Genomic DNA, 26,142 nt, shown 5'->3' with positions numbered 1-26,142 from the left:
AATAAAACAGACAAATATTGAAAACCATCCAAAACCATATTTAACCTAAGAACCATGAGAAAAATTTATTTAAGTATATGCTTCTTTTTAGCAATATCAAGCCTTTATGCCCAGCAAATATCAAAAGAATATCTGCTTCATCTGACCCGTGAGTGGAAAGGAGAAAGATTCGCCGATGGCAGACCCAAAGTAGATGATGTGCTCTTGAAACGCATGAAAAAAGTAACCTTAGAAGAAGCATGGGCTGTATTAAGAAATCATAATTATAGATACCAGTTTGAAGGTAACTGGCAAACCATTAATCCAGACTCGGTGCTGGTTGGTAGAGCTGTAACAGCCATTTTCACTCCTGGACGACCAGATTTGCAAACAGCTATTGATGATAAAGGACACGAAAAAGATGGCCGCATCAAATCTCAGAATGCCTGGCCAATTGATTTGCTGGTTAAAGGAGATGTATATGTAGTTGACCAGTTTAATGCCTACATAGATGGCCCCACTATTGGCGACAACCTAGGCAATTCTATTTATGCCAAAACAGGTAACGGAATTGTCTATGATGGAGCTGTAAGAGATTTAAGCGGATTGAAAGAAATAGGCGGGTTTACGTCTTTTTATCGGAGTTACCATCCATCACATCATTTAAATGAAGCTAAAAGAGCCTTAAATACTACGCTGGTAGGTATTAACCAACCAACACGTATTGGCTCTGCTACTGTGATGCCGGGCGATGTTGTACTCGGAAGAGAAGGTGGTGTAATTTTCATACCTCCTCACCTTGCCGAAGAAGTAGTTAAAGTTTCTGAGGTAGTTCGGCTGCGTGATATGTTTGGGCATCAAAGACTGCGCGAACAAAAGTATACCCCTGGCCAAATTGACAACCGATGGTCTGATGAAATTGAGAAAGACTTTTCTCAATGGCTTCGTGAACATATCAATAAATTACCGGTAGACCCTGCACAGATTCAGGAAATATTGAAGCAAAGAACCTGGTAATCAAGCTTTTTTTTAAAATATTCAATTCAGCCTGAGGGCTACCCCCTCACTAAAACCTTTATAATAAGTGAATAGAAGAAATTTTTTCCAGAAAGCAGCCGTAAGTTCTGCTTTAGCTGCCACTTCATTTTCGACGTTTGGAAATGAGTTTATACAGGCCATTGATAAAGCTCCGAAAAGCTCTGCACCGTCTGATTTAAAAATAACTGATATTAAAGCCGGATACATACGTGGTGGGCATAGTTTATTTGTGAAGATTTATACAAACCAAGGCATAATCGGGCATGGAGAAGGGGTTGATGCGACCCCCGGCACTTATCATCTTGTAAAATCAATGGCAAGACGAATTCAGGGGCAAAACCCTTTAAATGTGAATCGCTTGTTTGAATCAATCCGAAAATCCGGTTTTTTTGAGGGAGCACAATCAGGTATGTTTGTTGCCGTACTAACAGCTATTGAAACTGCCTTGTGGGATTTGGCAGGCAAAGCACTAGGGGTACCTGTTTATCAGCTTTTAGGTGGTAAATTCAGAGACAACATCAGAGTTTATATGGATACGGCTCTCTATCAGAATCAATTACCTAAGCCCGAAGATTTTGCCAAGGCAGCCCGTGAAGCCGTTGATATGGGATTTACGGCCGTTAAATTTGATTTAGATCAGGGTAATGACCCTAATAAATATGACCGCTTCAACTGGACAGCCAGCCCAGGTGAACTACAACGGATGTATGACCAGATGGCTGCGGCTAGGAAAGAAGTAGGGAATAAAATAGATATTTGTGCCGATATGCACGGACGCTACGATGCAACCAGCGGCGAAAGAGCCGCTAAAATGCTTGAACCACTGGGCCTGATGTGGCTTGAAGAACCAATTCCAGCAGAAAATACAGACGCCTACAAGAAGATAACAGCATCTACATCTACCCCGATCTGTGCTGGAGAAAACCACTACCTTGCTTATGGGTTCAGACCTCTGCTTGAAAGCGGAGCTGTAGATATTATTATGCCCGATTTACAAAAATGTGGAGGATTGGGAGAAGGCCAACGGATTGCCAATTTAGCCAATTTGTATTATGTGCCATTTGCGCCGCACATGGTAGCTTCCTACCTTGGTGCTATGGCTTGTGCACACGTATGTGCCTCTGTGCCCAATTTTATGATTATGGAATGGCAGATATATTTTCATAAAGACCCTATGTTTAAAGAAATCGTAACATTTAAAGGTGATATGGTAGAAAAAAATGGTTTTATTAAGGTAAGAGACGAACCGGGCATTGGCGTAGAAATTAACGAAGAAGGTATGAAAAAGTACGCTACCCCAGGCGTGCCTTTCTTTGAATAAGCATTTTAGTAATAGCTAATGATAGTCTAATCTTATTAAATTATACTACCATTAGCTCTACACTTAATTCTCAAAAAATAAATATTTTACTAGCTAATGAAAGTTTACAATACAACCCTTGGCCCTTATATTGAACACAACAAAGATTTTTATTCCTTTAATGAGTACTCTTTTGATTCGCTGATTAACGAGCCTAATCTTTATCAATTTTTAGCGCAGGCTATTACAAACAAAGCTCCTGAAAAAGATTTCAGTTTAGATAGTGTCTTGCTTCCACCAATTGTTTCTCAGGAAGTTTGGGCATCAGGGGTAACATATCTGCGTAGCAAAAATGCCCGAATGGAGGAATCGAAAGATGCAGGTGGAAGAGATTTTTATGATAGAGTTTATTCTGCCGAACGCCCTGAGATCTTTTTTAAAGCAACTGCTGCACGTACTGTTGGGCATAAGCAAGGTGTAAAAATCAGGCGAGATTCAAAATGGAATGTACCTGAGCCTGAACTAACACTCTTTGTAAATGCAAGCGGAACGATTGCGGGCTATACCATAGGCAACGACATGAGTTCGAGAGACATTGAAGGAGAAAATCCATTGTATTTGCCACAAGCCAAATCGTATGATAAAAGTGCGGCTATTGGCCCTTGTATATTGGTGCTAGAGCAGCCAATCCCTAAAGAAACCGAAATTAGGCTTGATATTGAAAGAAACGGCATAAACATATTTTCACAATCTACTCATTTAACCCAAATGAAAAGAGAGTTGCCTGAACTTGTGAGGTATCTGACCTTTGACTGCACTTTTGCCAATGGTTGTTTTCTGATGACAGGTACCGGGATTGTACCACCCGATAGCTTTTCTTTAATACAAGGAGATACTGTACATATTTCGATTGAAGGAATCGGAACTCTAACCAATACAGTAGAATAAGTAATCACAGAATCATAGGTTAATCATAATAGCAGTTTTGTTTTAGTGAAGTTAGTCTAACGTCTGTAAATTATAGGCGTTAGATTTTATCTAAATTTAGTATCAGTTTTTTCAGTGTTTATTTTATCATACCTAATTAATTACATGAAAATAAAAACATTTATGCTCGTTGTTTGGGTAATAATTTTATTCTCAAACTTTACTTATCAAGATACCAAGCCAGGCATCGACTCATTGAAAGAGGCTTTTAAAAATGATTTTACCATTGGCACTGCGCTTAATTCGGCACAGATTGAGGAGCGGAATCCGACAGTTAATAACCTTATTATACAACAGTTTAATGTTGCTACGCCCGAAAATGTAATGAAATCGGCCTTGTTACAGCCCAAGTGGGGTATTTATGATTTCAAAATGGCCGATAAACTGATAGAGTATGGCAATAAACACAATATCAAAATCAATGGGCATACATTAATCTGGCATAGCCAGTTACCCGGTTTTATGCGCCGCATGCAAAGCACCGATTCGGTTAAAACGTTTTTCAACGACCATATCAAAACAGTGGCAGGGCACTACAAAGGCAAGGTATTTTCGTGGGATGTAGTAAATGAAGCGTTAAACGAAGATGGTACACTCAGAAATTCGATATTTCTTCAAAAATTAGGTGAGGGCTATATTGCAGAAGCGTTTCGCCTGACACAAGAAGCCTCTCCAGACACCGAGCTGTATTACAACGACTATAACAACGAGCAACCCGCTAAAAGAGCCGGCTGTATTAAGCTCATAAAAAAAATCCAAGAATCGGGCGCCCGTATTGACGGCGTAGGGATACAAGGCCACTGGCATCTTGGTAAAATACCTTTGAAAGATATAGAAGAAAGTATTCTTGCGTATTCGGCACTTGGCATAAAAGTAATGATTACCGAATTAGATATTGAGATTTTACCCCGAAATTTTCAGGGAGCTGATGTAAGCCAGCGTTTGGCAAATACAACTGAATCAAATCCGTATCCTAATGGTCTCCCCGATTCTATCCAAAAACAACTTGCTGATGACTATGAAGCACTTTTTAAATTATTTCTGAAACACAAAGACAAAATAGCAAGAGTTACTTTCTGGGGAGTTAATGATGGCGATAGCTGGCTTAACAACTGGCCGATCCGTGGACGGACAAACTACCCATTACTCTTTGACAGAAATAATGAGCCCAAGCCCGCTTATTTTAAAGTAATTGGGTTGAAACAATAATACGTTAAAGCCAGTAATTATCATGGTATTTAATGTGCTCATATACAACAACATTAAGCTTTAATTATTCAATCAAAACTCTTATATCATGAAACATTTTTTAATAGTATTTCTGCTAATAGGCACATTCTCTGCCTTCGCTCAAAGCCCAATTGATGGCAACTGGAAAGGTAGCCGTGAAACCCCTAATGGGACCTTTGAAATAAACTATACTTTTAAAGTAGACGGCAATGAACTAAAAGGAACCTGGAAAACGCAATTCGGAGAAGCAAAAATTGAAAATGGTAAAGTTGAGGGCAAAAAATTTTCGTACAGCATTTCGTTCAATGACATGACAATTAATAGCACCGGTGAACTTATCAATGACAACGAAATTGTGATTAAAAACGACAGAGGTGAAATGAAACTAACCAGAGTTAAGGAATAGTATCATGCAAACTCAAGAAGGCATCTTCTTTATTGGAAACACGCCAAGCGTGTTTCCAATAAAGAAGATGCCTTCTGCAATTAGAGTGGTATTAATTTACGAAGAAATTTTTACTGTTCCTCCGGTCTTAGCTGCCTGATAGATAGCTTCTACTACTCTGATATCTCTCAATCCTTCTTCACCAGGTGCTATCAGTTGCGTGCCATTTATTAATGCAAGGCAATCTTCGTCTAATTGTTTGGCTTGCTGATTTTTAATCGGAAAGTCAATTAGCCCACCCGAATGGCTTCCTTTATTACCACCATAGGCAGAAAAAGGCTCCATTTTTAACCAGCCTTTCTCATAATTAACCTGCAGGTAATTCATGTTAATACCAAAACTTGTATGACAAGCCGCCACAGCCCCACTCGGAAACTGCAATTGAAATAACATAGTTTCTTCTACCTCTTTATATATCTCAGGCCTTATTACGTGCGCCTGTGCTGTTACACTTATGGGTTCTTCGCCAACGGCTAGCCTCGCTCCTTGCAAAGCATATACGCCCATATCAGGCATACAGCCACCTCCTAGCGCTTTTTTCTGTTTCCAATGGTTGGTTCTTCCGTCTACATACCCTGCACCGCAGGCAATCATCATGGGTTTACCATAGGTTTTTTCTCTCCCGATACGCATATATTCCTGGGTATTAGGGTCATGCTGGCATCGGTAGCCAATGGCTAGTTTTACTTTGTTATCTTCACAAGCTTTAATCATTGCCTTACAATCTTCTACGCTTGTAGCCATTGGTTTTTCACAGAAAACATGTTTACCTGCTTTAGCTGCCCTTACCACGTATTCACGGTGCATGCTAGGCGGTAGCACCACATATACTACGTCTATGTCAGGGTTATTAGCAATTGAATCGAAGTTCTGATAATTATAGATATTTTTGTCAGGTATGTTATATTTCTTTTTCCATTGTTCGGCTTTAGCAGGTGTACCAGTTACAATCCCTGCCAGATAGCATTTATCTGTCATTTGCAAGGCAGGTGCCAATAAGTCGGTGCTATAGTAGCCCAGACCAACCAGTGCAATACCCAGTTTATCTTTCTTTTTAGTTAAACCTGCCAATAAAGTATTTGGCGAAAATAAGGTAGCAGCACTTCCGACCGCTAAAGACTTAATGGCATCACGTCGAGTAAACATAGTTTTAAGTGTTAAGTGAATAATAGATTCTTAAAATCAGATCATAACGAATAAACATGCGTTAAAGGATTGTTCAAATCAAATAAGTTTACCAGAAAACTGTATAAATTACTACAAATATGCCTATTACCAGCAACGCACCAATAGCAAAAGGCGTTTCGACTTTGAACCATTCTTTTTTTACTTCAAAAGCATTTGGCTGATTTTTGCCTTTTCCTTCAATAAGGCTGATTGTAATATGCACCAGTGAACAAATCCAGAACACAACACCCATACGATTCATAAATGGAAATTCGGGATACAAGCTTTCTATAATAGCCGATAACACAATGCTTAGTACAGCGGCAGATAAAGCGCCATTGGCTGTGGCCTTCTTCCAGAAAAACCCAAGCAGGAAAATACTCAGAATACCCGGTGAAACATACCCAGTATACACCTGAATATACTCAAAAGCTTGTCCGAAATTGGCTAAAAGCGGGCTCACAATAAGAGCAATAATAAAAGCGATTATAATTACTACACGGCCTGTCCATACAGTTTGTTTTTCTGTAAGGTTTTTATTGAAGAATTTTTTATGAATATCCAACACGTATATTGTTGAAATACTGTTGGCTTTTCCGGCTAGAGAAGCCACAATGGCTGCCGTAAGTGCTGCAAAAGCCAAGCCTTTTAAACCAATAGGTAGTAAATTCAAAAGTACCGGATAAGCATTATCAGGTTTTACTATTCCGTTTTGCGTAATACCATTGACAATTGAGGAGTCGGCATTTTCCTGAAAGATTACATACGCAGCCAGACCTGGAAGAACTACAATAATTGGCATTAGCATTTTCATGAATGCAGCGAATAAAACACCCTTCCGGGCTGTTGAAATATCAGCTCCCAAAGCACGCTGTGTAATATACTGATTACAGCCAAAATAATTCAGGTTATTTACCCACTGGCCTCCGATAATAAACATCATAATACCCGGTACTTGACGATAAGCATCAATAAAGCCTCCTTTGCCATCATGTACCTGATACTCGTCTGGCTTGAAAATCATGTGCAAATGCCCATTGGCCTTTTGTGCAATCAGGTTCATTCCTTCAAATACGCCTGCACCAGTACCTACCTTGTTAGAAAGTAACTCAAGTGCCAGATAAGTAGTAGCCAAACCGCCAAAAATCAGACAAACCACTTGAATAACATCGGTATAACCAATTACTTTCATACCTCCCAGCGTTATTATTACTGCGAAAATGGTTAGGAAAATGGCGCAGTTCATAAAACTAAAGCCTGTCATTTTCTCTAAACTAAGTCCACCCAGATAAATAATAGAAGTAAGATTTACGAAAATGTAAAGGAACAGCCAAAAAACTGCCATAATTGTTGACAAACGAGTGTTATACCGTTTGGCAAGAAATTGCGGCATTGTAAAAATCTTATTGTTTAGATACATCGGTAAGAAATAAACTGCCACAATCAATAAAGATACCCCTCCAAGAAGTTCATAAACCGAAATAGCAATTCCTAACTGAAACGCCTGCCCGCTCATCCCGATAAATTGTTCAGCTGAGATATTAGAAGCGATAATTGAAGCCCCTATTGCCCACCAGGTTAGTGAACCTTCAGCCAAAAAAAAGTCTTTACTATCGGCCGATTGTTTGCCTTTGTTTTTGTAAATCCAATATCCGTAAGAAGAAACAATAATAAAATATATCAAGAATATGATATAATCGAGGGTTTCGAGTCCAAGTGTCATTTAGTTAAGTATATTAAGGTTGAATAAGTAAGTGAATATATTATTAACTATTCACTTTTTTATAATCGGCCAGAAATTTCTCTAAACCAATATCGGTTAGTGGGTGCTTTAATAGGGCAGTAATAGCACTCAACGGGCCTGTCATTACATCGGAGCCAATCTCGGCACATTTGATGATATGCATCGGGTGGCGAACAGAAGCTGCCAGAATTTCGGTTTCATACCCATAATTATCAAAAATCAGGCGAATTTGCGCAATCAATTCTAAGCCATCTACCGAAATATCATCTAGCCTGCCAATAAATGGCGACACATAAGTTGCTCCTGCTTTAGCGGCCAACAATGCTTGCCCTGCCGAAAATATAAGTGTACAGTTGGTTCTGATACCCTTTTCACTAAAATACTTAATTGCCTTTATACCATCTTTTACCATAGGTACCTTTACCACAATATTAGGGTGAATTTCGGCCAATTCTTCTCCCTCTCTGATGATTCCATTAAAGTCAGTAGCAATTACTTCTGCCGATATAGGGCCATCTACAATATCACAAATAGCCTTGTAGTGGTTCATAATATTATCGTATCCGGCAATACCTTCTTTTGCCATCAGCGATGGATTAGTGGTTACACCATCAAGCACACCTAAATCGTAAGCTTCCTTAATTTCAGCTAAATTTGCAGTATCAATAAAAAATTTCATTACTTAAGTTAGTTTAATTAGAAAGTAAATTTTATGATTAGCACCCTTGCCCATAATAAGCATTTTTACCATGTTTACGCTCATAGTGTTTCATGCGCAAGGTATCTTTTATGCGAGGTGTATCAGGATTAATCTGTAAGGTGAGTATAGCCATTCGCGCCACTTCTTCGAGCACCGCGGCATTATAAACCGATTTTTCGGCGTTTTTCCCCCAGGTAAAAGGGCCATGATTCTGAAGCAAAACCATTTCGACCTCATGATGCGATAGACCTTTGGCTTTAAAAACATCGAATATCTGGTTACCTGTCTCGAATTCATAATCTCCCCGAATCATTTCATCTGTCAACACAGGCGCACATGGAATATCTTGATGGGTATGGTCGGCATGAGTAGTTCCAAAAATCGGAATATCTAAACCGGCCTGCGCCCACGCTACCGCATGGGTGCTGTGCGTGTGGGTTATACCGCCTATATCGGTCCAGTTTTTGTAAAGTTGGGCATGGGTTTTAGTATCAGACGAAGGGCGAAGCTTGCCTTCTACAAGCTTTGCTTCATAATCTACAATAACAATATCGTCTGCCTTTAGTATTTCATAAGGCACCCCACTTGGTTTTATAGCAAAAACTGCTTTTGCTCTGTCAACAGCACTTACATTACCAAAAGTAAACAAAACCAAGCCTAGCTTCGGAAGCATCATATTAGCTTCGAAGCATTCTTCTTTTAATGATTTATATGCGCTCATCTGTAGAATACTTCATTAACTTTAATTTCATTTTTTAAACTTCTGATGCTTGTATCTTTATCAATTACCACCAATTCTGTATCAAGCATATCTGCCAGGTCTTCAATATATTCAGTTGTAAGATTCTGGCTATAAACAGTATGGTGTGCACCACCTGCAAGAATCCATGCTTCTAGCCCCACTTGCATACTTGGTTGCGGCTTCCATAAAGCACGTGCCGTTGGTAGTTTAGGAAAAGCTTCTGTAACCTCTACGGCTTCTACTTCATTTACAATCAGACGGAAACGATTCCCCAAGTCAATTAACGAAACATTTAAAGCAGGGCCTGCGGCAGCATTGAATACCAACCGAACCGGGTCCTCTTTACCTCCGATTCCTAAAGGATGCACCTCGCATTTTACCTTATCAGCAGCAATTGATGGGCATATTTCGAGCATGTGCGAACCTAACACTAATGCATTGTCAGGATTGAAATGGTAGGTATAATCCTCCATAAAAGTATTTCCGCCCTTCATGCCGCTTGCCATTAGCTTCATTACGTGCACCATAGCAGAGGTTTTCCAGTCTCCTTCACCTCCATAACCATATCCGGCAGCCATCATTCTTTGCGAACCGATTCCCGGCAACTGGCGCATACCATGTAAATCTTCAAACGTATTAGTATAAGCCGAATATCCCCCCTCTTTTAAAAATGCTTTTAAGCCTGACTCTATTCGGGCTGCTTCAACTAATGAGCTTCGCCTATCTCCATTTTTGAGCAATGATGGCATCAACTCATAAGTATCTTCATATTCTTGTATAAGTTGTGCAATTTCAGCATCAGAAACCTGGTTGATTACCTCTACCAAATCTCCTACTGCATGTGTATTTACCGAAAACCCAAACTTCATTTCAGCCGCTACTTTATCTCCATCTGTTACGGCTACCTGGCGCATATTATCACCAAACCTTACTACTTTCATGTGCTGCATCTGGTATTTACCAACTGCTACACGAGTCCAGATATTAATTTTTTCAAGTACTGAATTATCCTGCCAATGCCCCACCACTACTTTACGATTCAGACGCATTTTTGACATAATATGTCCAAACTCCCGGTCGCCATGTGCCGACTGATTAAGATTCATAAAATCCATGTCTATACTATCAAAAGGAATATCCCGATTGAATTGTGTATGGAGGTGTAAAATAGGCAACTGTAAGGCATTCAACCCGCGAATCCACATTTTGGCAGGCGAAAAAGTATGCATCCAGGTTATGATTCCTACGCAATTGGAGGTATTATTAGCCTCTTTACAGATTGATAGTATCTCATCCGGTGTTTTTACAACAGGCTTAAAAATGACTTTTACAGGAATCGTCGGTGATTTATCGAACGAGTCAGCTATGATTTGTGAGTGTTCATCAACCTGACGAAGCGTTTCTTCTCCGTATAAATGCTGACTACCTGTTATGAACCAAACTTCAAAGGATTTTAGATTAAGCATTGTTTTCTATGAATTTTCCTAAACGCTGATATTTTTTATATAACTTCTGATACACTTCTACATACTCGCTACGTGGTTCATAGCGGGCGTCAAATCCTGAACCCATTGCTTTTTGTGCTTCAAATAAGTTTTTATGTACACCTGCCGCTACTGAAGCATTCATGGCAGCACCCAAGGCACAAGCCTGATCTGAACTGGCTACTTTAATTGGCATATTAAGTATGTCAGACAGGGTTTGCATGACAAAAGTTGACTTTTTGGCAACTCCGCCTATTGCAATCACTTGCTTAATTGGTACACCTTCTTCTATAAATCTGTCTACAATAGCCTTTGAACCAAAAGCAGTTGCTTCTACTATCATTTTGAAAAATTTTACGGCATCTGTTCCTAAATTCAGACCTATAAAAGCAGCTTTCAATAAATGATTGGCATCTGGCGTACGTCGACCATTAATCCAGTCTGTTGCTACGGGGTCATTTTCAGTAATAGGTAACTGAGATGCTTTCTCTGATAAGTGAGGAATGAGTTTCTGTGCCAGCTCATCTGCTGCTTTTTCTCCTAATAACTCACGCACAGGTTCAGTAATTACTTTTTGAAACCAAGCATAATAGTCACCATAGGCTGATTGGCCAGCTTCCATACCAAGCATACCCGGAATTATTGAGCCATCAACTTGTCCACAAATACCCTTAATAAGCAGGTGACCAATTTCTTCGTTAGGTGCCATTAGCATATCACAGGTAGATGTACCCATCACACGCACAAAGTCATATGGTTCAATTTCGGCCCCTACGGCTCCCATATGGCAATCAAAAGCGCCTACGCCAACAACTACATTTTCTGAAAGGCCTAATTTCTTAGCCCACTCAACAGAAATTTTCCCCATAGATTCGTCAGAAGTATAGGTATTTCTAAAAAGTCTTGCACGTAAGCCACTTAATAGGGGATCGAGTTTAATGAGGAATTCTTCTGAAGGTAAACCTTCAAACTCTTCATGCCACATTGCTTTGTGGCCTGCGGCACAACGAGAACGCTTGATTGTCAGCGGATTAGTATTACCTGTTAGTACAGCAGAAATCCAGTCGCAGTGTTCTACCCACGAAAATGCTTTTTCACGAACTTTTTCATCTACTCTAAGTGTATGAAGTATCTTGGCCCAAAACCATTCAGATGAATATATACCCCCAACATATTTCGTATAATCAGTATCCCATCTGTGTGCCAAATAATTAATTTCCTCTGCCTCTTCATTAGCAGTATGGTCTTTCCAGAGAATAAACATGCCATTAGGGTTGTCGGCAAATTCAGGTAATAAAGCTAGTGGTGTTCCTTCTTCATTAACCGCTACTGGTGTAGAGCCTGTTGTATCGATAGAAATACCTACAATATTTTTTTTGATTTCTTCTGAAACACTGGCTAATGCTCCTTTAATACAACTTTCGATTCCCTCGAGGTAATCAAGCGGATGTTGTCTGAATTGCGAAATGGACGAATCGCAATACATTCCATTCATCCAGCGGCTATAATATGCCACAGAAGTACCTAAACATTGCCCATTGGAAGTATCGACTAATAAGGCTCTAACAGAATCAGTTCCAAAATCAACTCCTAAAGTAAATTGCTGCTTCATTTGCTATGTGTTATAATGACACATTTTATTTGGTAAAATGTTATAGTGTTTGCTAGATACACTTTTATTATATAATTGTGGTTTTGTGTCGAGGTTGCGCTAAAACAAAAAGTGTTAAAATGACACATTTTGTTTTACGATAAGCTATATCCTTTTCTTGAATTTTATAAATCCTTATTTTATATCATCGCATCAGACATAAAATTATGAAATGCGTTAAACTGGCTCTGGTATTTTTCTTTATCAAGCTGATAAAGAATGGCCTTTTTAGTAGTTGAGTTCTGATTTTTTTCGCCGGTATCAATCAAGAGTTTTGTTGAAAGAATCTTACGGCTAAAATTGCGTCTATCAAGTGGTGTGTCATAAATAGCTTCATAAAGTTTTTGAAGCTGTGGAATTGTAAATTTTTCTGGCAAAAGCTCAAAGCCAATGGGATGTAAAGCCGCTTTGTAACGCAATTGCTCTAAAGCCATATCCACCATCTGATTGTGGTCAAAAATCAGGCTTGGCCTGTTTTTAAGGTCTATCCAATAAGCATTTTGTGCTTTTGCCTGATCCTGATTATGATCATGAATGTTTATTAAAGCAAAAAAACAAATCGATATTGTTCGTTCCACAGGATCTCGCCCTACTTTACCAAAAGTTTTAATTTCTTCAAAATATATATCTTTTAGCCCCGTTAAATCATACAAAATACGGTTTGCTGCCACTTCAAGATCTTCTTCCGCTTCTAAAAAACCACCCATCAAAGACCACTTTCCCTTTTCGGGTTCAAAATCCCTTTTAATTAAAAGTAATTTAAGTGCTTCGCCATCAAAACCAAAGACTATACAATCAAGGGCAACCAATATTCTGGTCGAATGCGGGTATCTATTCATTATTTAATGTGCTGCATAAAATTTGCACAAATTTTAGTAATACAATGCTTAAAATCAATAAAATTCGTGAAAATCAAAGATTTTCACGAATCAAATCAAATCTTAACCTAATATATATAAATATTAAAACACTAATCGAATTGTGTAAATATAACACAATTTTTTTTCATTCCGAAAACTGCATTAAAGTATTTAAAAATTTATTTTTTCACATTTAAAACAATTACAGAATAGGCTGGTATAGTAAGTTTTAATACACCCTTTTCGAGTTTTGCTCCACTAAAATCTTTCACAGATACCTTATTAGGTTGCTCAAAAGTATTATGGTCATTGATTTTTGCTGAGCTCAAAATCTTTCCTGACATTTTCGAGAAATCTTCTCCTCGCAGGTTAATAGTAACCTCGTGTGGCTTACTATAGTCAATGTTGGTCAACGATATATTTAACGCACCTGAGGCATCTTTTGAAGCCGAAGCAGAAACTGCTGTTAGCTCTTTACCCTGAAAATTATACGATGGCGACTCTATACTGATGGGCACAAGAAGCGCATCCTGATGCACATTATACATTTTCATTACATGATAGGTAGGCGTTAAGAGCATTTTTTCTTCGTTAGTCAATATTACTGATTGTAATACATTTACAATCTGCGCAAGGTTTGCACCACGTACACGGTCTGCATGATTGTTAAAAATATTAAGGGTCAAACCGGCAATCATGGCATCACGCATGGTGTTTTGCTGATACAAGAAACCTGGATTTGTTCCCGGCTCAACACTATACCATCCGCCCCACTCATCAACAATCAAATCTATTTTTTTCTGTGGGTCATATTTGTCCATAATTGTGCTATGGCCTTTAATAAATTCATCCATTTGCCATGCCTCTTCCATAATCTTGAAATATTGCGCTTCATTAAAGTCAACAGAAGGTCCTTTATCAACCGTCCAGCCTAATACCGAATAATGGTGTAATGCTACAGCCTGCATCATTTTATGAGGAATATTCTTCATCAAGGTTTCTGTCCATGCATAATCACCATCGCTCGCCCCAGATGCTATTTTATAAAGAACTGCATCTTTTGAATCAGACATAAAAGTGGCATACTGGCGATAAATATTTGAATAATATTCAGCAGTCATGTTTCCACCACAACCCCAGGCTTCATTACCAACTCCCCAAAGTTTTACGTTCCAAGGAGTTGCTCGTCCATTTTGTTTACGAGCTTCAGCCATTGGACTTCCTCCCGGATGATTCACATACGAAACCCAGTCAGAAAGGTCTTTTACTGTGCCGCTACCAACATTACCTGCCAGATATGGCTCCGCACCAATGCGTTCGCAAAGGTCTAGGAAATCGTGCGTACCAAAGCTATTATCTTCTGTTACGCCACCCCACCAAACGTTCACCATTTTAGGGCGGTTAGCCTTGGGACCAATACCGTCTTTCCACTGATAAGCATCAGCAAAACAACCACCCGGCCAGCGAAGGTTAGGAACCTTGAGTTCTTTTAGCGCTTGTATCACATCGTTGCGCACTCCTGCCGTATTCGGAATTTTGGTATTACCTTCACCTACATATATACCTCCATATATACATCGGCCCAGGTGTTCGGCAAAGTGCCCATAGATATGTTTACTGATTTGCGTCTTTGCCAGGTCAGTATTGAGGGTAATTTTAGTTTGAGCCAAGGTTGTTACTAATGTACAACAGGCTATAAGCAATGATAGAATAGTTTTTTTCACGTTACTAGAAATTAATTTCAATATTATAGGTTTTTAAAAAATTGTTTAGGTTTACTCTTGCATTAGCCGATACTGAACAAAACGAGGCGATGCTTTATTATTATTAACTTCAACTTTTACTTCTATCAATTCAGTATCAGCATTGTTAATTACAACTAGTTTTTTTTCTTTTTTGATGATTTCTACAGGCTTGCCATTAATCAGAATCTTAATATTTTCTACATCAAAATCATCTATAAAATCTATTTCAAGGTATTTTGCCACAAGATTTTTATTTTGAAGTTGGTAAGAAAAATACCCACGTGTCGACCGCCAGAAATTTTCGTCATCATAACCCGCATTGCTTTTTTCTCCCTTAAAATTATGGTCAACTTCTGATTGTTGCTCACCGCAATTTACTTTATCTATTGTACGGGCTTCTATTGCCAGAAATTCCTTTTCTTTTTGCTTCAATTTCATTTGTTGCGCATCATAAGACTCCTGCGTAAATCTAGGAAAGTACATCTGATAGCGTGCCTCATGGATTTCAAAAAAAGGCTGTAGCAAAAGTGAATCTAAACCAAACCGAAGATTACCAAGTGGTTTTAGCTGAGAAATAAAATTACCTGTATCGTTAATCAATGGAAAAGCCTTATCTATCGGATACAGCGACCCCTTTGTTTCGTGCCCCATTCTACTTCCATCTGCAAATAAACCAGTCATATCTTTAGCCGAAGTTTTAGCTGCCAATACAATAGGGCCATTTAAAAACGCTACCCAATCTGAGCCATCAGGAAGTTTCTCGAGCCGTGGAGATGTTTTAAAACGTACAATAATTTTATCACCCGGCTTCCATTTTTTGTTGATAGACACGTATTTTTTGGGTTTAGCCTCAAAGCTATATTTTTTACCATTAATAAAAATCTGAAACTGCTCTGCCCACTCTGGATAACGGATATTTAATGCAAATGAGCGTGCTTGATTCAGATTGAGAATCAATTCAGTCTGGTTTTCATACGGAAACGCTGTATGCTGAATCAATTGTATACCTTTTGCTTTCCAATCTAGCTTAGAAGGAATAAAAAGGTTAACAAAAATATCGTTTGCCGAATAACTGTAAATCAGTTCATTATACTTTGCATGATTCTCGATTCCTGAGCCTACACAGCACCACATACTAGTTTCGGGTTGAGAATAAACCCTGTAATGATTAGGCCGAATAGGCGTAAAATAAACAAAGCCGCCTTTTTGGGGGTGCTGGCTTGAAAGGATATGGTTATATAGCGTTCGTTCATAAAAATCCAGGTAGCTCACATCATTTTTATCAAGAAACAATGCTTTACTTAAACGTAGCATATTATATGAATTGCAGGTTTCAGGGCCCTGATTCGAACGCAGCATTTTGCTAAAATCGTTTACCGGATTAAAATGCTCACGCACACTATTACCGCCAAATGCTACACTTCTGGTTTGCGAAACATTCTGCCAAAAATATTGTGCTGCTGCCGACCAATCTTGCTTACTGCTTAAAAGACCAATTTTTTCAAAACCGATTACTTTAGGAATCTGCGTATTGGCATGTAGCCCTGTGAGTTTATCCTGCCTGTTGATTAATGGCTCTAAAATTGCACGATGCGAAAGCCTTTGTGCCATATCGAGATACTTTGGTTCTTTTGTAATAATAAAAATATCGGCAAAAGACTCGTTGATGCCCCCATGCTCGGTACGAAGTATCTGCTGAACCTGTGCATCAGAAAGAGGCTTTAGTAGCTCAATTAACCAATCTCCGAGTTTTATTAAAACTTCTTTGGCCTGCTCGTTATGTGCATATTCATAAGCATCTCGCAAACCTGCATAAAGTTTATGAATGTTATAAAACGGCACCCATGTATTATTAAGACCGAATCCGCTACCATCAATATCACCTTTGTGAATTCTATCCCAAAAGACTTTGCCCTGCGGAATCCCTCCTACATAGCCATTAGCATTTTGGGTTTGGCACCGAGCCAATTCTGAAACCATATAGTCCAGCCGTTTCTTTACTTCGACATTGCCTGTACTTGCATACATCATGGCTAAGGCCGAAAGATAATGCCCACCTATATGCCCATCAAGGCCAGAACTTTCCCAATTCCCATATCGCTCGGCTTTTAATGGTAAGCCCGCATCAATCAGATAGGGAGCAAGTAATTTATCTGGTTCTAACGCCAATATGTACTTCAAATCGACATCCTGAGCATTTTTGAATATGCCCTCCTCTAATCTCACTTCCTTCAGCGAAAAAGCCTGCATCTGTGCAGTGACAGATGCAGACCAGATAAGAAACACAAAAAGATACTTAATTTTCATTAATACTAAATTTTAGAAACATTTCATGCTGATTGGCATATAGCATTCAACATTTTCTATTTAAATAATAACTGCGCAAACATCATCAAATCATGTCGCCAGACAGGCCAGGTATGCCCTCCTGCATATTCGCTGTATTTATACTTGACGCCCATTTCATCAAATTTTTTCATCATAATCTGACCATTAGCATGGGCAATATCTTCTTTACCTCCTTGCGAAATCCAGAACTCTTTAAGATTAGAGTTTATTTTATCGCTATTAGTTTTCATAAATTCATATTGTGGGTCTGACAGTTTCGTATTATTAGCCCACCAGCCTGAACTGAAAACTCCGAGATAATTAAACATATCGGTATTACGCACACCGGCATGAAGTGTTTGTAAACCTCCCATAGAGAGCCCTGCTAAAGCACGATTTTTACCATCAGTTAAAACCCGATAATTTGATTCTACAAAAGGGATTACTGCATTTTTTAACTCGTTTTCAAAAGCTTTCAGTGCATTTTCTCCAAAACCTGCTATACCTCCACCCATGCCTATATTGCCATCCATCATTACAATCAGCATTGGTTTAGCCTTATTATCAGCAATCAGGTTATCTAAAATCAAATCTGTTTTACCTTGTGTAGCCCAGCCCCTATGGTCTTCGCCGCCTCCATGCAATAAATACAATACAGGGTATTTATCGGCACTGGCATCATATCCTGGTGGGGTGTAAATATACATTTCACGCCATGAATTTGAAGCCTTCGAAAAGTATTTTTTTATACGAATATCGCCATGTGGCACATCTTTCAAAGCATAAAATCCACCCTCTTTGTACGGAATTTCAATTCCACTTGCCATTCGCCCCATACCATAGAAACTTTCACTTGAAGGGTCGGCAACTGCCACGCCATCTATTAATAAAGAATAATAATGAAAGCCACGGCTGATAGAATCGGTGGTAACCATCCAGAAACCACTTGTGTCTTTTACCATATCATACTTTTTACCCAAATCAATCTGTACCTTTTGCGCTTCTGGGGCTTTTACTCTGAATACCACACGGTTATCAGGTAAAATCTGTGGGTACTTGGCATTTCTGATATTAGTTGCGGCGGGTGTTCCTAACACAGAATACTTTGTAAAGTCTTTAGTACTTATTGGCTTAAACAAAAACTGTGAAAACATATAAAGCCCATTTTTCCAGACTTTAAAATCATGCACACCCGGCTCAATATAGTAAATATGTGGTACCTCTTTTTCGTACAGGTAATCGTGAGTACGTTTGCTGAAAGTAATAAGGCCGTCGGCGTCGCCGCATGAAATCCAGAGAAGCTTAAGTTTTTTCTTAGCTTCCTCAGCATTAGGAACTAGTTCCTCGGGGCGTTTTGTGTTAGGAGCTGACGAAAAACCACCTACCCAAGCAAATTTATCCAGATTCCCCAAACCAAAATTGAGCGACTGCCCCCCTCCCATCGAAAGCCCTGCAATGGCACGGTTTTCACGGTCAGTAAGTGTAGGGTATTTTTTTTCTATAAACGGAATAAGATCATTTAATAAATCTTTTTCAAAAGTTGCAAAAGCCTCTACTTTTTCCTTGTCGAATATATTACCTACTGCGCGGTCGTTTTTCATAGCTCTTCCGTTAGGCATTACTACAATCATAGGTTGTAGTTTGCCTTCGGCATAGAGGTTATCCAGAATCACAGGAGGATTGCCTCCGTTTAACCATTCTTTTTCGTCACCACCTATGCCATGCAACAGATAAAGTACCGGATACTTTTTCTTTTTATCAAAACCTGGTGGGGTATAAACTAATGCTTTGCGGTTTGCACCAACGGTTTTAGATTCGTATTTAATCGTATCTAGCTTGCCTTTGGCAATTCCTGCACGCTCTTTGTCAAACCCTTTTGGTGCTTCTTTTTCGAAATTCTGAGCAAATGAAGAAATCATAATACCCAAAAATCCTATGATTGATAATATTTTTTTCATACTTAATAATAATTTAGCTCAATCCAGTTTTATTTCCAAAGTTACCTACTTGTAAGTGTTTCTGAACACTTATTTACTTTTTAAAGAGTAGTGGCGCTAATTGATAAAGGCTACGTCGCCAGGTTTGAAATTCGTGTGCAGTGCCTTCCGAAATATAAGATACCGCATTGAAACCAGCGTTTTTCAATGCTTCTGCTGCTTTTTTCACAGCATCAGGGCGCTCTTTGCTACCACAGCTCAGAAACACAAGCTTTACTTTAGATTTATCTTTGATGTCAGCAGGTTCATAGATACCACCACTCAACAAACCATAATAAGCAAACACATCCGGATTATTAAGCGTGATTGTTTTTGTTTCCATCCCTCCCATCGATAGACCTGCCATTGCACGATTCTCCCGATTAGCTAGTGTACGGAAATTGGTATCAACATACGGAATCAACTCATTAATAAGTACAGTCTGAAAAGGCTCAATTTTAAAATTACGTAAACCTCCAAATTTTACCTCGTTGGTCATACCGTAGGTCATTACAATAATAAATGGCTTAATTTTACCATCAGCAATTAAGTTGTCCATAATAAGGTTAGCACGACCTTGGTTACTCCATGCTGTTTCATCTTCGCCCCAGCCATGTTGTAAATACAAAACCGGATACTTTGTTTTTGAATCTTTCTCGTACCCCGGAGGCGTATATACAAATGCTCTTCTTGAGGTGTTGGTGCTTGGCGAAGGGAAAAGCACTTGTTGTACATGTCCATGAGGCACATTCTTTAATGCATAGAAGTCTTGGTCATGGGCAGGAATTTCGATACCACTCTCCCAACGTACCGAGCCATAGTAGTTCAATGTGCCGGGGTCATTAAATTTACCACCGTCAATTCTTACATTGTAATAATGGAACCCTTCGTCCATTGGTCCTTCGGTAGTACCCATCCAAGTGCCGTCTTCTGCCTTACTCAATTTTGTGCCGCCTTTACCGCCAAGGCCCAAACTTACCCTTACACTATCGGCAGCGGGTGCTACTATTTTAAACCGAGCATAACCTTGCGAATTTACCATCGGATACTCTTGTCCGGGCTGGTTCAACGAAGAAGGCTTAAAATCTTCAGTTACATTGGTTTGCTGTGCCTGACCCACGCAAGCACCACCCAACATTGCAGTAAAAAGTGTGATTTTAAAAAGTTTATTTTTCATCATAATTTATTTTTATTTTACTTGAAAATTTTTTGAAGCGAATTTGCCAGAAATAACTTGCAGTTCATCCAAGTGTGGCCACCCGATACAATGAGAGGCTCAACTTTAATTTTCTTTTCCTGAAACATAGCAATGTTTTGTTTTACACTTTCATAAAGAAAATCGTCAGTACCTACACTGATAGTAAATAACTTAACCTGCTTATTTATCAGATTGGCATCGGGATTCCAATCAGTAAAATTCTTCTTAAATTCTTCGGTAGCTGTATATGGTGCATAAGAACATATATAGCCAAACTTATCGGTATTGGTAAAACCTATATTAAGTGTCTGGCCACCGCCAACCGAAAAACCAGCTACTGCACGATTTTTACTATCTGTTTTTACCGGATAATTTGCTTCTATAAACGGAATAATATCGTTTATAACTTCTTTGGTAAAATCAGGCATCGGACTTGGGCGAACATTGCCATAAGGCATTACAATAATCATAGGTGTAGCTTTACCTTGTGCAATAAGGTTATCAGCAATCAGATTTGCCCGACCTACCTTTGTCCAGGTTTCCTGCGTATCAGAACCTCCATGAATCAGATAAAGTACCGGATATTTTGTTTTACCGCTGGCATCAAAATTTGGGGGGGTATATACCAGCAGGTCACGTGTGCGCCCTAAAGTTTTAGAATTGTAATACTGATAATGAATTTTGCCATGAGGCACATTTTGTAATGAATGTACCAGAGGGGTTTTGCCTTGTACATCTACAATACTGCGTTTGAAACGTTCATTCGCAAAAATGAATGTATTGTTGGGGTCCGCTATCTGAACACTATCTACATAAAAACTATAAGGATAAATATCTGGTGTGATGTTCGGGATAGTGACAGACCAAATCCCTGATGTATCTTTTGTCATTGATACAGGTGCTTTCAGAAACTCGCCTGATAGTGTTACTTTTTGCGCTTTTTTAGAAAAATATCTAAAAGTTACACTATTGTCGGCATTGACGTCTGGTGAGCTAATAGCAGGTGGCCTTTGCTGAGCAAAAAGACATGTGCTAAAAAGAAACAATATCAGGAAACCATTGGTAATTGTTTTCATAGTTTATTGGTTAAAATGTTTCCAATCATGATTACTAAAGCCATCTATAATTAAAGCCTTAATTCTTTCTGGCACTGCTTTGCGCTGAAGTATTTTCTACAAGCCAAGTACTAAAAAAGATAATTAACTTAAACACAGCATAGCTTTTCATTGATTATTAGAGGTTTATTGAAACAATAAGGGCAAGGTTTCGCTCATGTATTTCTTCACGTTCATCCAGGTGTGGCCGCCGTCAGTTACATAGCTTTTAAAGTTTACCTTTTTAGCTTTAAGGTACTCTTCAAACTCAACAGTACCTTTGTATAAGAAATCTTCAGTGCCAATACCCGACCATAGCAGCTTTAGTTGTTTATTAGTTTGCTCTGCATTAGTTGTAATATGACTGAATATTCTATCCATTTCGGCAGGCGATATATATGAAGCATAACTACATACCCAGGCAAATTTATCCATGTTGTTAAAAGCAGCTCTCAGAGTTTGTCCTCCACCCCTCGAAAAGCCAGCAATAGCTCTATTCTCACGGGTATTAAGCGTACGATAGTTTTTTTCGATATAAGGGATAATATTTGTAATTAAATCTATCTCAAAAAACTTGGCTCTTTTTACTGCATCTTCGCTGTCGCGATTCATGATGTCGGCAGGTTTAGATAAACCCTTTTGTTCAGCAATACGGGCAGCCGGATTTCCATAAGGCATCACAACGATCATGGGTTTGGCTTTACCATCAGCAATAAGGTTATCCAGTATAAAATTGGTTTTACCTACTTTGTAAAATGTTTCTTCTGTATCGGTTGTACCGCTGATCAGATAAAAAACAGGATACTTTTTTGCTTTTTCTTTAGTATAGCCAGGGGGAGTATACACAACTAAGGTTCCGGTTGAGCCTTCTACAGAAGGGTAATACTCGTAACTGATTGTACCATGAGGCACATCTCTTAATGAGTATACCGAAGGAACATCGGCAGGGATTTCAACAAGGCTAGCTTTAAAACGCTCGTTCGGGAAAAAAGCTACATTAGCCGGATCCATTACCCCGATACCATCTACCTGAAAGTTATATGGATAAATATCAGGTTTAATAGGCTCAGTAGTTACACTCCAGATACCCTGAGCATCTTTTGTCATGGCAACAGGTGCTTTTAAAAACTGCCCACTCAATTTTACCTCATTTGCTATTGGTGCCAGATACCGAAACGTTACCGACTTATCGGCATTTATTTGTGGAGAAATAACTAAAGGGCCTCTTGGCGGCTGGCTCCAGGCAATATTAGCTATTGCCATAACTGGCAGCACCAGCATTATATAGCGCACAAAACGGCAAAAATTTGTTTTAGTTTTCATATTTGTGGTTTTGGTTAAATGCAAGAATAGTTTACTTATTTGAATAATTTTTGTGCAATGGTAGATAGGTATAGCTTGCAGTTCATCCAGGTATGGCCGCCTTCTGATATAAGGCTTTCATACTTTATTTTCTTCTGGTCAAGCACCTGCATAAACTCTTGATTTACACCATATAGCCCATCTTCTTTACCCACACCTATCCAGAACAACTTGAGGTTTTTATTTACAAGTTCAGGATTTTTAAACGCTACCTCGTTGTTTCTGTCAAACTCATTTTTCAGCATTCCAGGCGCAAAGCCACATACATATCCAAACTTATCTGTATTGTTTAATCCAAAATACAAAGTAGTGCCACCACCGCCCGAAAAACCCGCAATAGCCCGTCCGTTTTTGTCTTTTATCGTTCGGTAGTTCTTCTCAATAAAAGGCATCAGATTATTGAAAAAATCTTTTTTAAACTCCTGCAAGTTATCCCAGTTTCTCAAACTTCCCGACGATTTACTAATTACGGGATAGGCTCTACCGTAGGGCATTACTATAATCATTGGTTTAGCCTTTCCTTCTGCAATCAGGTTATCGAGAATAATATTTGCACGCCCTACTTTGGTCCAGGTCTCTTCGGTATCTGTAGTGCCATGCAACAAATAAAGCACAGGATAATTGCTCTTGGTGTTTGCCTCATAGCCAGGAGGCGTATATACCACAACCGCTCTCATACCTAGCTCGGGAGACTGATAGTAACGATAAGAGACAGTACCATGTGCTACATTCTGAATTGTATGAATCAGAGGCGAACTACCTGTGATTTCTACAAGGCTGTTCTGAAATCCTTCATTCGGAAAAACAGCCGAATTACTAGGGTCAGCTACTTGTAAACCATCTACATTGAAAGCATAAGGGTACATATCAGGTTTTGCGGGTGCTGAGGTAACGCTCCATACTCCTTGTTCGTCTTTACTCATAACCAAAGGTTTTTTCTCAAACTGGGTATTCAGTTTTACTTCTTTAGCTAAAGGAGCATATAAACGAAAAGTAACTGTGTTGTCGGAATGCACTTCCGGCGAAACAACTACTGGCCTTGGGTTAGGCTGTGCCTTACCTGCAAAACCAGAGAATAATAACAAAACGACGATAAGTTTTTTGTGTATAGTAAGCATCAGAATTTTTATTTAGTAATAATGTCTACTTCTGCATAACCCGGGGCTGACCCCTCCTTTATGTTTTTCAAAGCCCGTAACTTTATAAATCTTGCTTGCACAGTTTCAAAAGTTTTGTTTTGCCAGAAAGGATTATTCTTTATGTTCGAAAACTCTCCTTCGCTTACTATTTTCCATACTTTATTATCTGCTGAAACCTCAAACTGATAGTGCGTAATTATGCTGCCATCAGCCCACCAATTCTGGTCAGGCAGGTACCTGAAACCCACCAGACTCTCCTCTTTACCCAAGTCTATTATCAACTCTGTGGGTATCCCCTGGCTTTTACTCTGATGCCACGAGGTAGAAGAATTTCCATCTAAAACCTGATAGGCCGCTTGGTTATCAGTATTTATTATTTTCCAGTTTTTGCGGGCAATATCAAACTTTTCTTCACTGGCTATACTTGTCTGTTTTGTAAAAGGATTATAAGTAATCGCTTTTACCGTTACTTTCCCTTCGCTGGTTTTGACTGGAGATTTATATTTACCTGTATGTGGCCCCGGCATGATTTCATTAAGCGTATAATACACCTCTGATTCGGAATCTCCTGCTTTAATGTGTATATCTCCTGACTGGTCACGTGTGATGGTAGGCGGAGTAAGTATTATCGGCGCTTTATAAATTTCAAGATTCGATATTAAAGGATTGCTTTTAGCATCAAGAATGTTTAATCTTACCTGAGTAGCCTTAATTAATGGAAATCGAAGAATACGTTTATAGCCAATAGTGGTTTCTTTGGCAATTTCTTTCCAATTTCCATCTACCATAGCTTCTACACTAAATGATTTAACACGTTGCCCTAAATAGATAGGCTCCTGTACCAGAAAGCGGTTAAAAGAAGTAGGTTTATCCAAAGAAAGTGTAAGTGAGGCTTTTCTAACCGAATCGTCAGTAGCCCAATAATTTTCTTTGTCGGCATCAATAGCTTTCTGTGCGCCAAACGCCTGACTTTTGCCCCGAACATTTGATGCAGTAATACGCGCACCTTTGGCAAGATTTACAGCAAACGCTTCTTTGATAGCCTTAGCAAAAGCCTGTACTGCTTTCTCATCTTTTTGATGAATTAACCCATTAGGCATAATAGGAAAATTGAGAAGTAAGGTTGCATTACGCCCTATTGAGTTATAATAAGTATCCACTAATTGTGGTAAAGTTTTTACCAGTCTATCTTCTCGCTCATGATAAAACCACTCGGGGCGAATAGAGGTGTTTACTTCTCCAGGCACCCATGTATCTCCATTTTCCAAGCCATGGCGTAACATTTCTTCGGGTACATCTTCCGTTGCATTCAATAAGCTCCAGTTTGTTTCTCCTACATATCCTGCTTCTGTACCCACCCATCGCAGGTCTGCTCTATCACCACCATCATTCCAGATAACAATTTTAGGTTGAAGTTTACGCACCAAGCTATAGGTATTAGGCCAATCATAATAAGTCTTGGCATCTATTTTACGTGTTTCGTTTGCGCCACCATAATAGCCTGAGCCTCCATTGGCACCATCAAACCATATTTCAAAAACTTCTCCATAGTTTGTCAAAAGTTCCTCTAGCTGATTACGGAAGTAAGTAATGTATTCAGGCTTGCCATAGTCTGGGTGATTTCTGTCCCAAGGCGATAGATAAACTCCGAATTTAAGCCCATATTCTTTACAGGCATCAGCCATCTCTTTTACTATATCGCCCTTGCCATTTTTCCAAGGCGAATTTTTTATAGAGTAATCGGTGTACTTTGAAGGCCATAAGCAAAACCCGCTGTGATGCTTGGCTGTGAATATAATGCCTTTCATTCCTGCCTCTTTACAGATTCTGGCCCACTGTCTGCAGTCTAGTTTTGTTGGATTAAACAAAGTAGGGTCTTCATTACCAAAACCCCAGGCCATATCGGTATAAGTGTTTATAGAAAAATGGATAAAAGCATAATATTCCATTTTCTGCCACCTTAACTGGTTTGC

Annotated in this window: 20 protein-coding genes; 5 read left to right on the top strand and 15 right to left on the bottom strand. The window is 39.1% G+C overall.

Annotated features, from left to right (window positions below):
• Positions 1-54 precede the first annotated feature (54 nt).
• From WAE64_RS20715 to WAE64_RS20695, 5 genes are all read left to right on the top strand, one after another.
• Complete coding sequence (locus WAE64_RS20715; RefSeq protein WP_340239688.1) at positions 55-996, top strand: RraA family protein; 942 nt, start codon at positions 55-57, stop codon at positions 994-996.
• A gap of 67 nt (positions 997-1,063) precedes the next feature.
• Positions 1,064-2,338, top strand: a complete 1,275-nt coding sequence (locus WAE64_RS20710) for a mandelate racemase/muconate lactonizing enzyme family protein (protein WP_340239687.1) — start codon at positions 1,064-1,066, stop codon at positions 2,336-2,338.
• 96 nt (positions 2,339-2,434) lie between these two features.
• Positions 2,435-3,265 carry a fumarylacetoacetate hydrolase family protein gene (locus tag WAE64_RS20705; protein ID WP_340239686.1) on the top strand — a complete coding sequence of 277 codons (831 nt, stop codon included), beginning with the start codon at positions 2,435-2,437 and terminating at the stop codon, positions 3,263-3,265.
• Between the two features lie 144 nt (positions 3,266-3,409).
• Entirely contained in the window at positions 3,410-4,513 is a 1,104-nt protein-coding gene (locus WAE64_RS20700) for an endo-1,4-beta-xylanase (protein ID WP_340239685.1), read from the top strand.
• Positions 4,514-4,601: 88 nt separating this feature from the next.
• Positions 4,602-4,940: a hypothetical protein gene (locus WAE64_RS20695; protein ID WP_340239684.1), complete on the top strand. Its 339-nt coding sequence runs from the start codon at positions 4,602-4,604 to the stop codon at positions 4,938-4,940.
• A gap of 96 nt (positions 4,941-5,036) precedes the next feature.
• Here the strand turns inward: WAE64_RS20695 and WAE64_RS20690 are convergent, their stop codons facing one another.
• From WAE64_RS20690 to WAE64_RS20620, 15 genes are all read right to left on the bottom strand, one after another.
• Entirely contained in the window at positions 5,037-6,125 is a 1,089-nt protein-coding gene (locus WAE64_RS20690; protein WP_340239682.1) for a Gfo/Idh/MocA family protein, read from the bottom strand.
• An 88-nt stretch (positions 6,126-6,213) separates the two neighbouring features.
• Positions 6,214-7,869 (bottom strand): sodium/sugar symporter, encoded by a 1,656-nt coding sequence (locus WAE64_RS20685; protein WP_340239681.1) that lies wholly within the window; start codon positions 7,867-7,869, stop codon positions 6,214-6,216.
• A gap of 43 nt (positions 7,870-7,912) precedes the next feature.
• Entirely contained in the window at positions 7,913-8,569 is a 657-nt protein-coding gene (gene fsa / locus WAE64_RS20680; RefSeq protein WP_340239680.1) for a fructose-6-phosphate aldolase, read from the bottom strand.
• Positions 8,570-8,606: 37 nt separating this feature from the next.
• Positions 8,607-9,311 (bottom strand): L-ribulose-5-phosphate 4-epimerase, encoded by a 705-nt coding sequence (locus WAE64_RS20675; protein ID WP_340239678.1) that lies wholly within the window; start codon positions 9,309-9,311, stop codon positions 8,607-8,609.
• On the bottom strand, positions 9,308-10,798 hold the full coding sequence (gene araA, locus WAE64_RS20670; protein WP_340239676.1) for an L-arabinose isomerase: 1,491 nt from the start codon (positions 10,796-10,798) through the stop codon (positions 9,308-9,310). The genes WAE64_RS20675 and araA overlap by 4 nt, the downstream gene beginning before the upstream one ends.
• Positions 10,791-12,428 carry a ribulokinase gene (locus tag WAE64_RS20665; RefSeq protein WP_340239675.1) on the bottom strand — a complete coding sequence of 546 codons (1,638 nt, stop codon included), beginning with the start codon at positions 12,426-12,428 and terminating at the stop codon, positions 10,791-10,793. The genes araA and WAE64_RS20665 overlap by 8 nt, the downstream gene beginning before the upstream one ends.
• Before the next feature lie 179 nt (positions 12,429-12,607).
• The gene (locus tag WAE64_RS20660; RefSeq protein ID WP_340239674.1) at positions 12,608-13,306 is read right to left on the bottom strand and encodes an NUDIX hydrolase; all 699 of its coding nucleotides are present in this window, start codon (positions 13,304-13,306) and stop codon (positions 12,608-12,610) included.
• A 200-nt stretch (positions 13,307-13,506) separates the two neighbouring features.
• Complete coding sequence (locus WAE64_RS20655; RefSeq protein WP_340239673.1) at positions 13,507-15,051, bottom strand: alpha-N-arabinofuranosidase; 1,545 nt, start codon at positions 15,049-15,051, stop codon at positions 13,507-13,509.
• A 51-nt stretch (positions 15,052-15,102) separates the two neighbouring features.
• Positions 15,103-17,379, bottom strand: coding sequence for a beta-L-arabinofuranosidase domain-containing protein (locus WAE64_RS20650; protein ID WP_340239672.1), 2,277 nt, complete (start codon positions 17,377-17,379; stop codon positions 15,103-15,105).
• 56 nt (positions 17,380-17,435) lie between these two features.
• Positions 17,436-19,358 carry an alpha/beta hydrolase-fold protein gene (locus tag WAE64_RS20645; RefSeq protein WP_340239671.1) on the bottom strand — a complete coding sequence of 641 codons (1,923 nt, stop codon included), beginning with the start codon at positions 19,356-19,358 and terminating at the stop codon, positions 17,436-17,438.
• A 73-nt stretch (positions 19,359-19,431) separates the two neighbouring features.
• Positions 19,432-20,514, bottom strand: coding sequence for an alpha/beta hydrolase-fold protein (locus tag WAE64_RS20640; protein WP_340239768.1), 1,083 nt, complete (start codon positions 20,512-20,514; stop codon positions 19,432-19,434).
• A 56-nt stretch (positions 20,515-20,570) separates the two neighbouring features.
• A complete protein-coding gene (locus WAE64_RS20635; RefSeq protein WP_340239670.1) occupies positions 20,571-21,650 on the bottom strand; it encodes an alpha/beta hydrolase-fold protein in 1,080 nt (359 codons plus the stop codon).
• 165 nt (positions 21,651-21,815) lie between these two features.
• A complete protein-coding gene (locus tag WAE64_RS20630) occupies positions 21,816-22,991 on the bottom strand; it encodes an alpha/beta hydrolase (RefSeq protein ID WP_340239669.1) in 1,176 nt (391 codons plus the stop codon).
• A gap of 35 nt (positions 22,992-23,026) precedes the next feature.
• Complete coding sequence (locus WAE64_RS20625; protein ID WP_340239668.1) at positions 23,027-24,148, bottom strand: alpha/beta hydrolase-fold protein; 1,122 nt, start codon at positions 24,146-24,148, stop codon at positions 23,027-23,029.
• A gap of 8 nt (positions 24,149-24,156) precedes the next feature.
• Complete coding sequence (locus WAE64_RS20620) at positions 24,157-26,118, bottom strand: alpha-L-fucosidase (RefSeq protein ID WP_340239767.1); 1,962 nt, start codon at positions 26,116-26,118, stop codon at positions 24,157-24,159.
• Positions 26,119-26,142: the final 24 nt, after the last annotated feature.

Origin of the sequence: Emticicia soli (assembly GCF_037860775.1) — a bacterium.
Taxonomy (GTDB): Bacteria; Bacteroidota; Bacteroidia; order Cytophagales; family Spirosomataceae; genus Emticicia; species Emticicia soli.
This window is presented reverse-complemented; position numbering and strand designations above follow the sequence as displayed.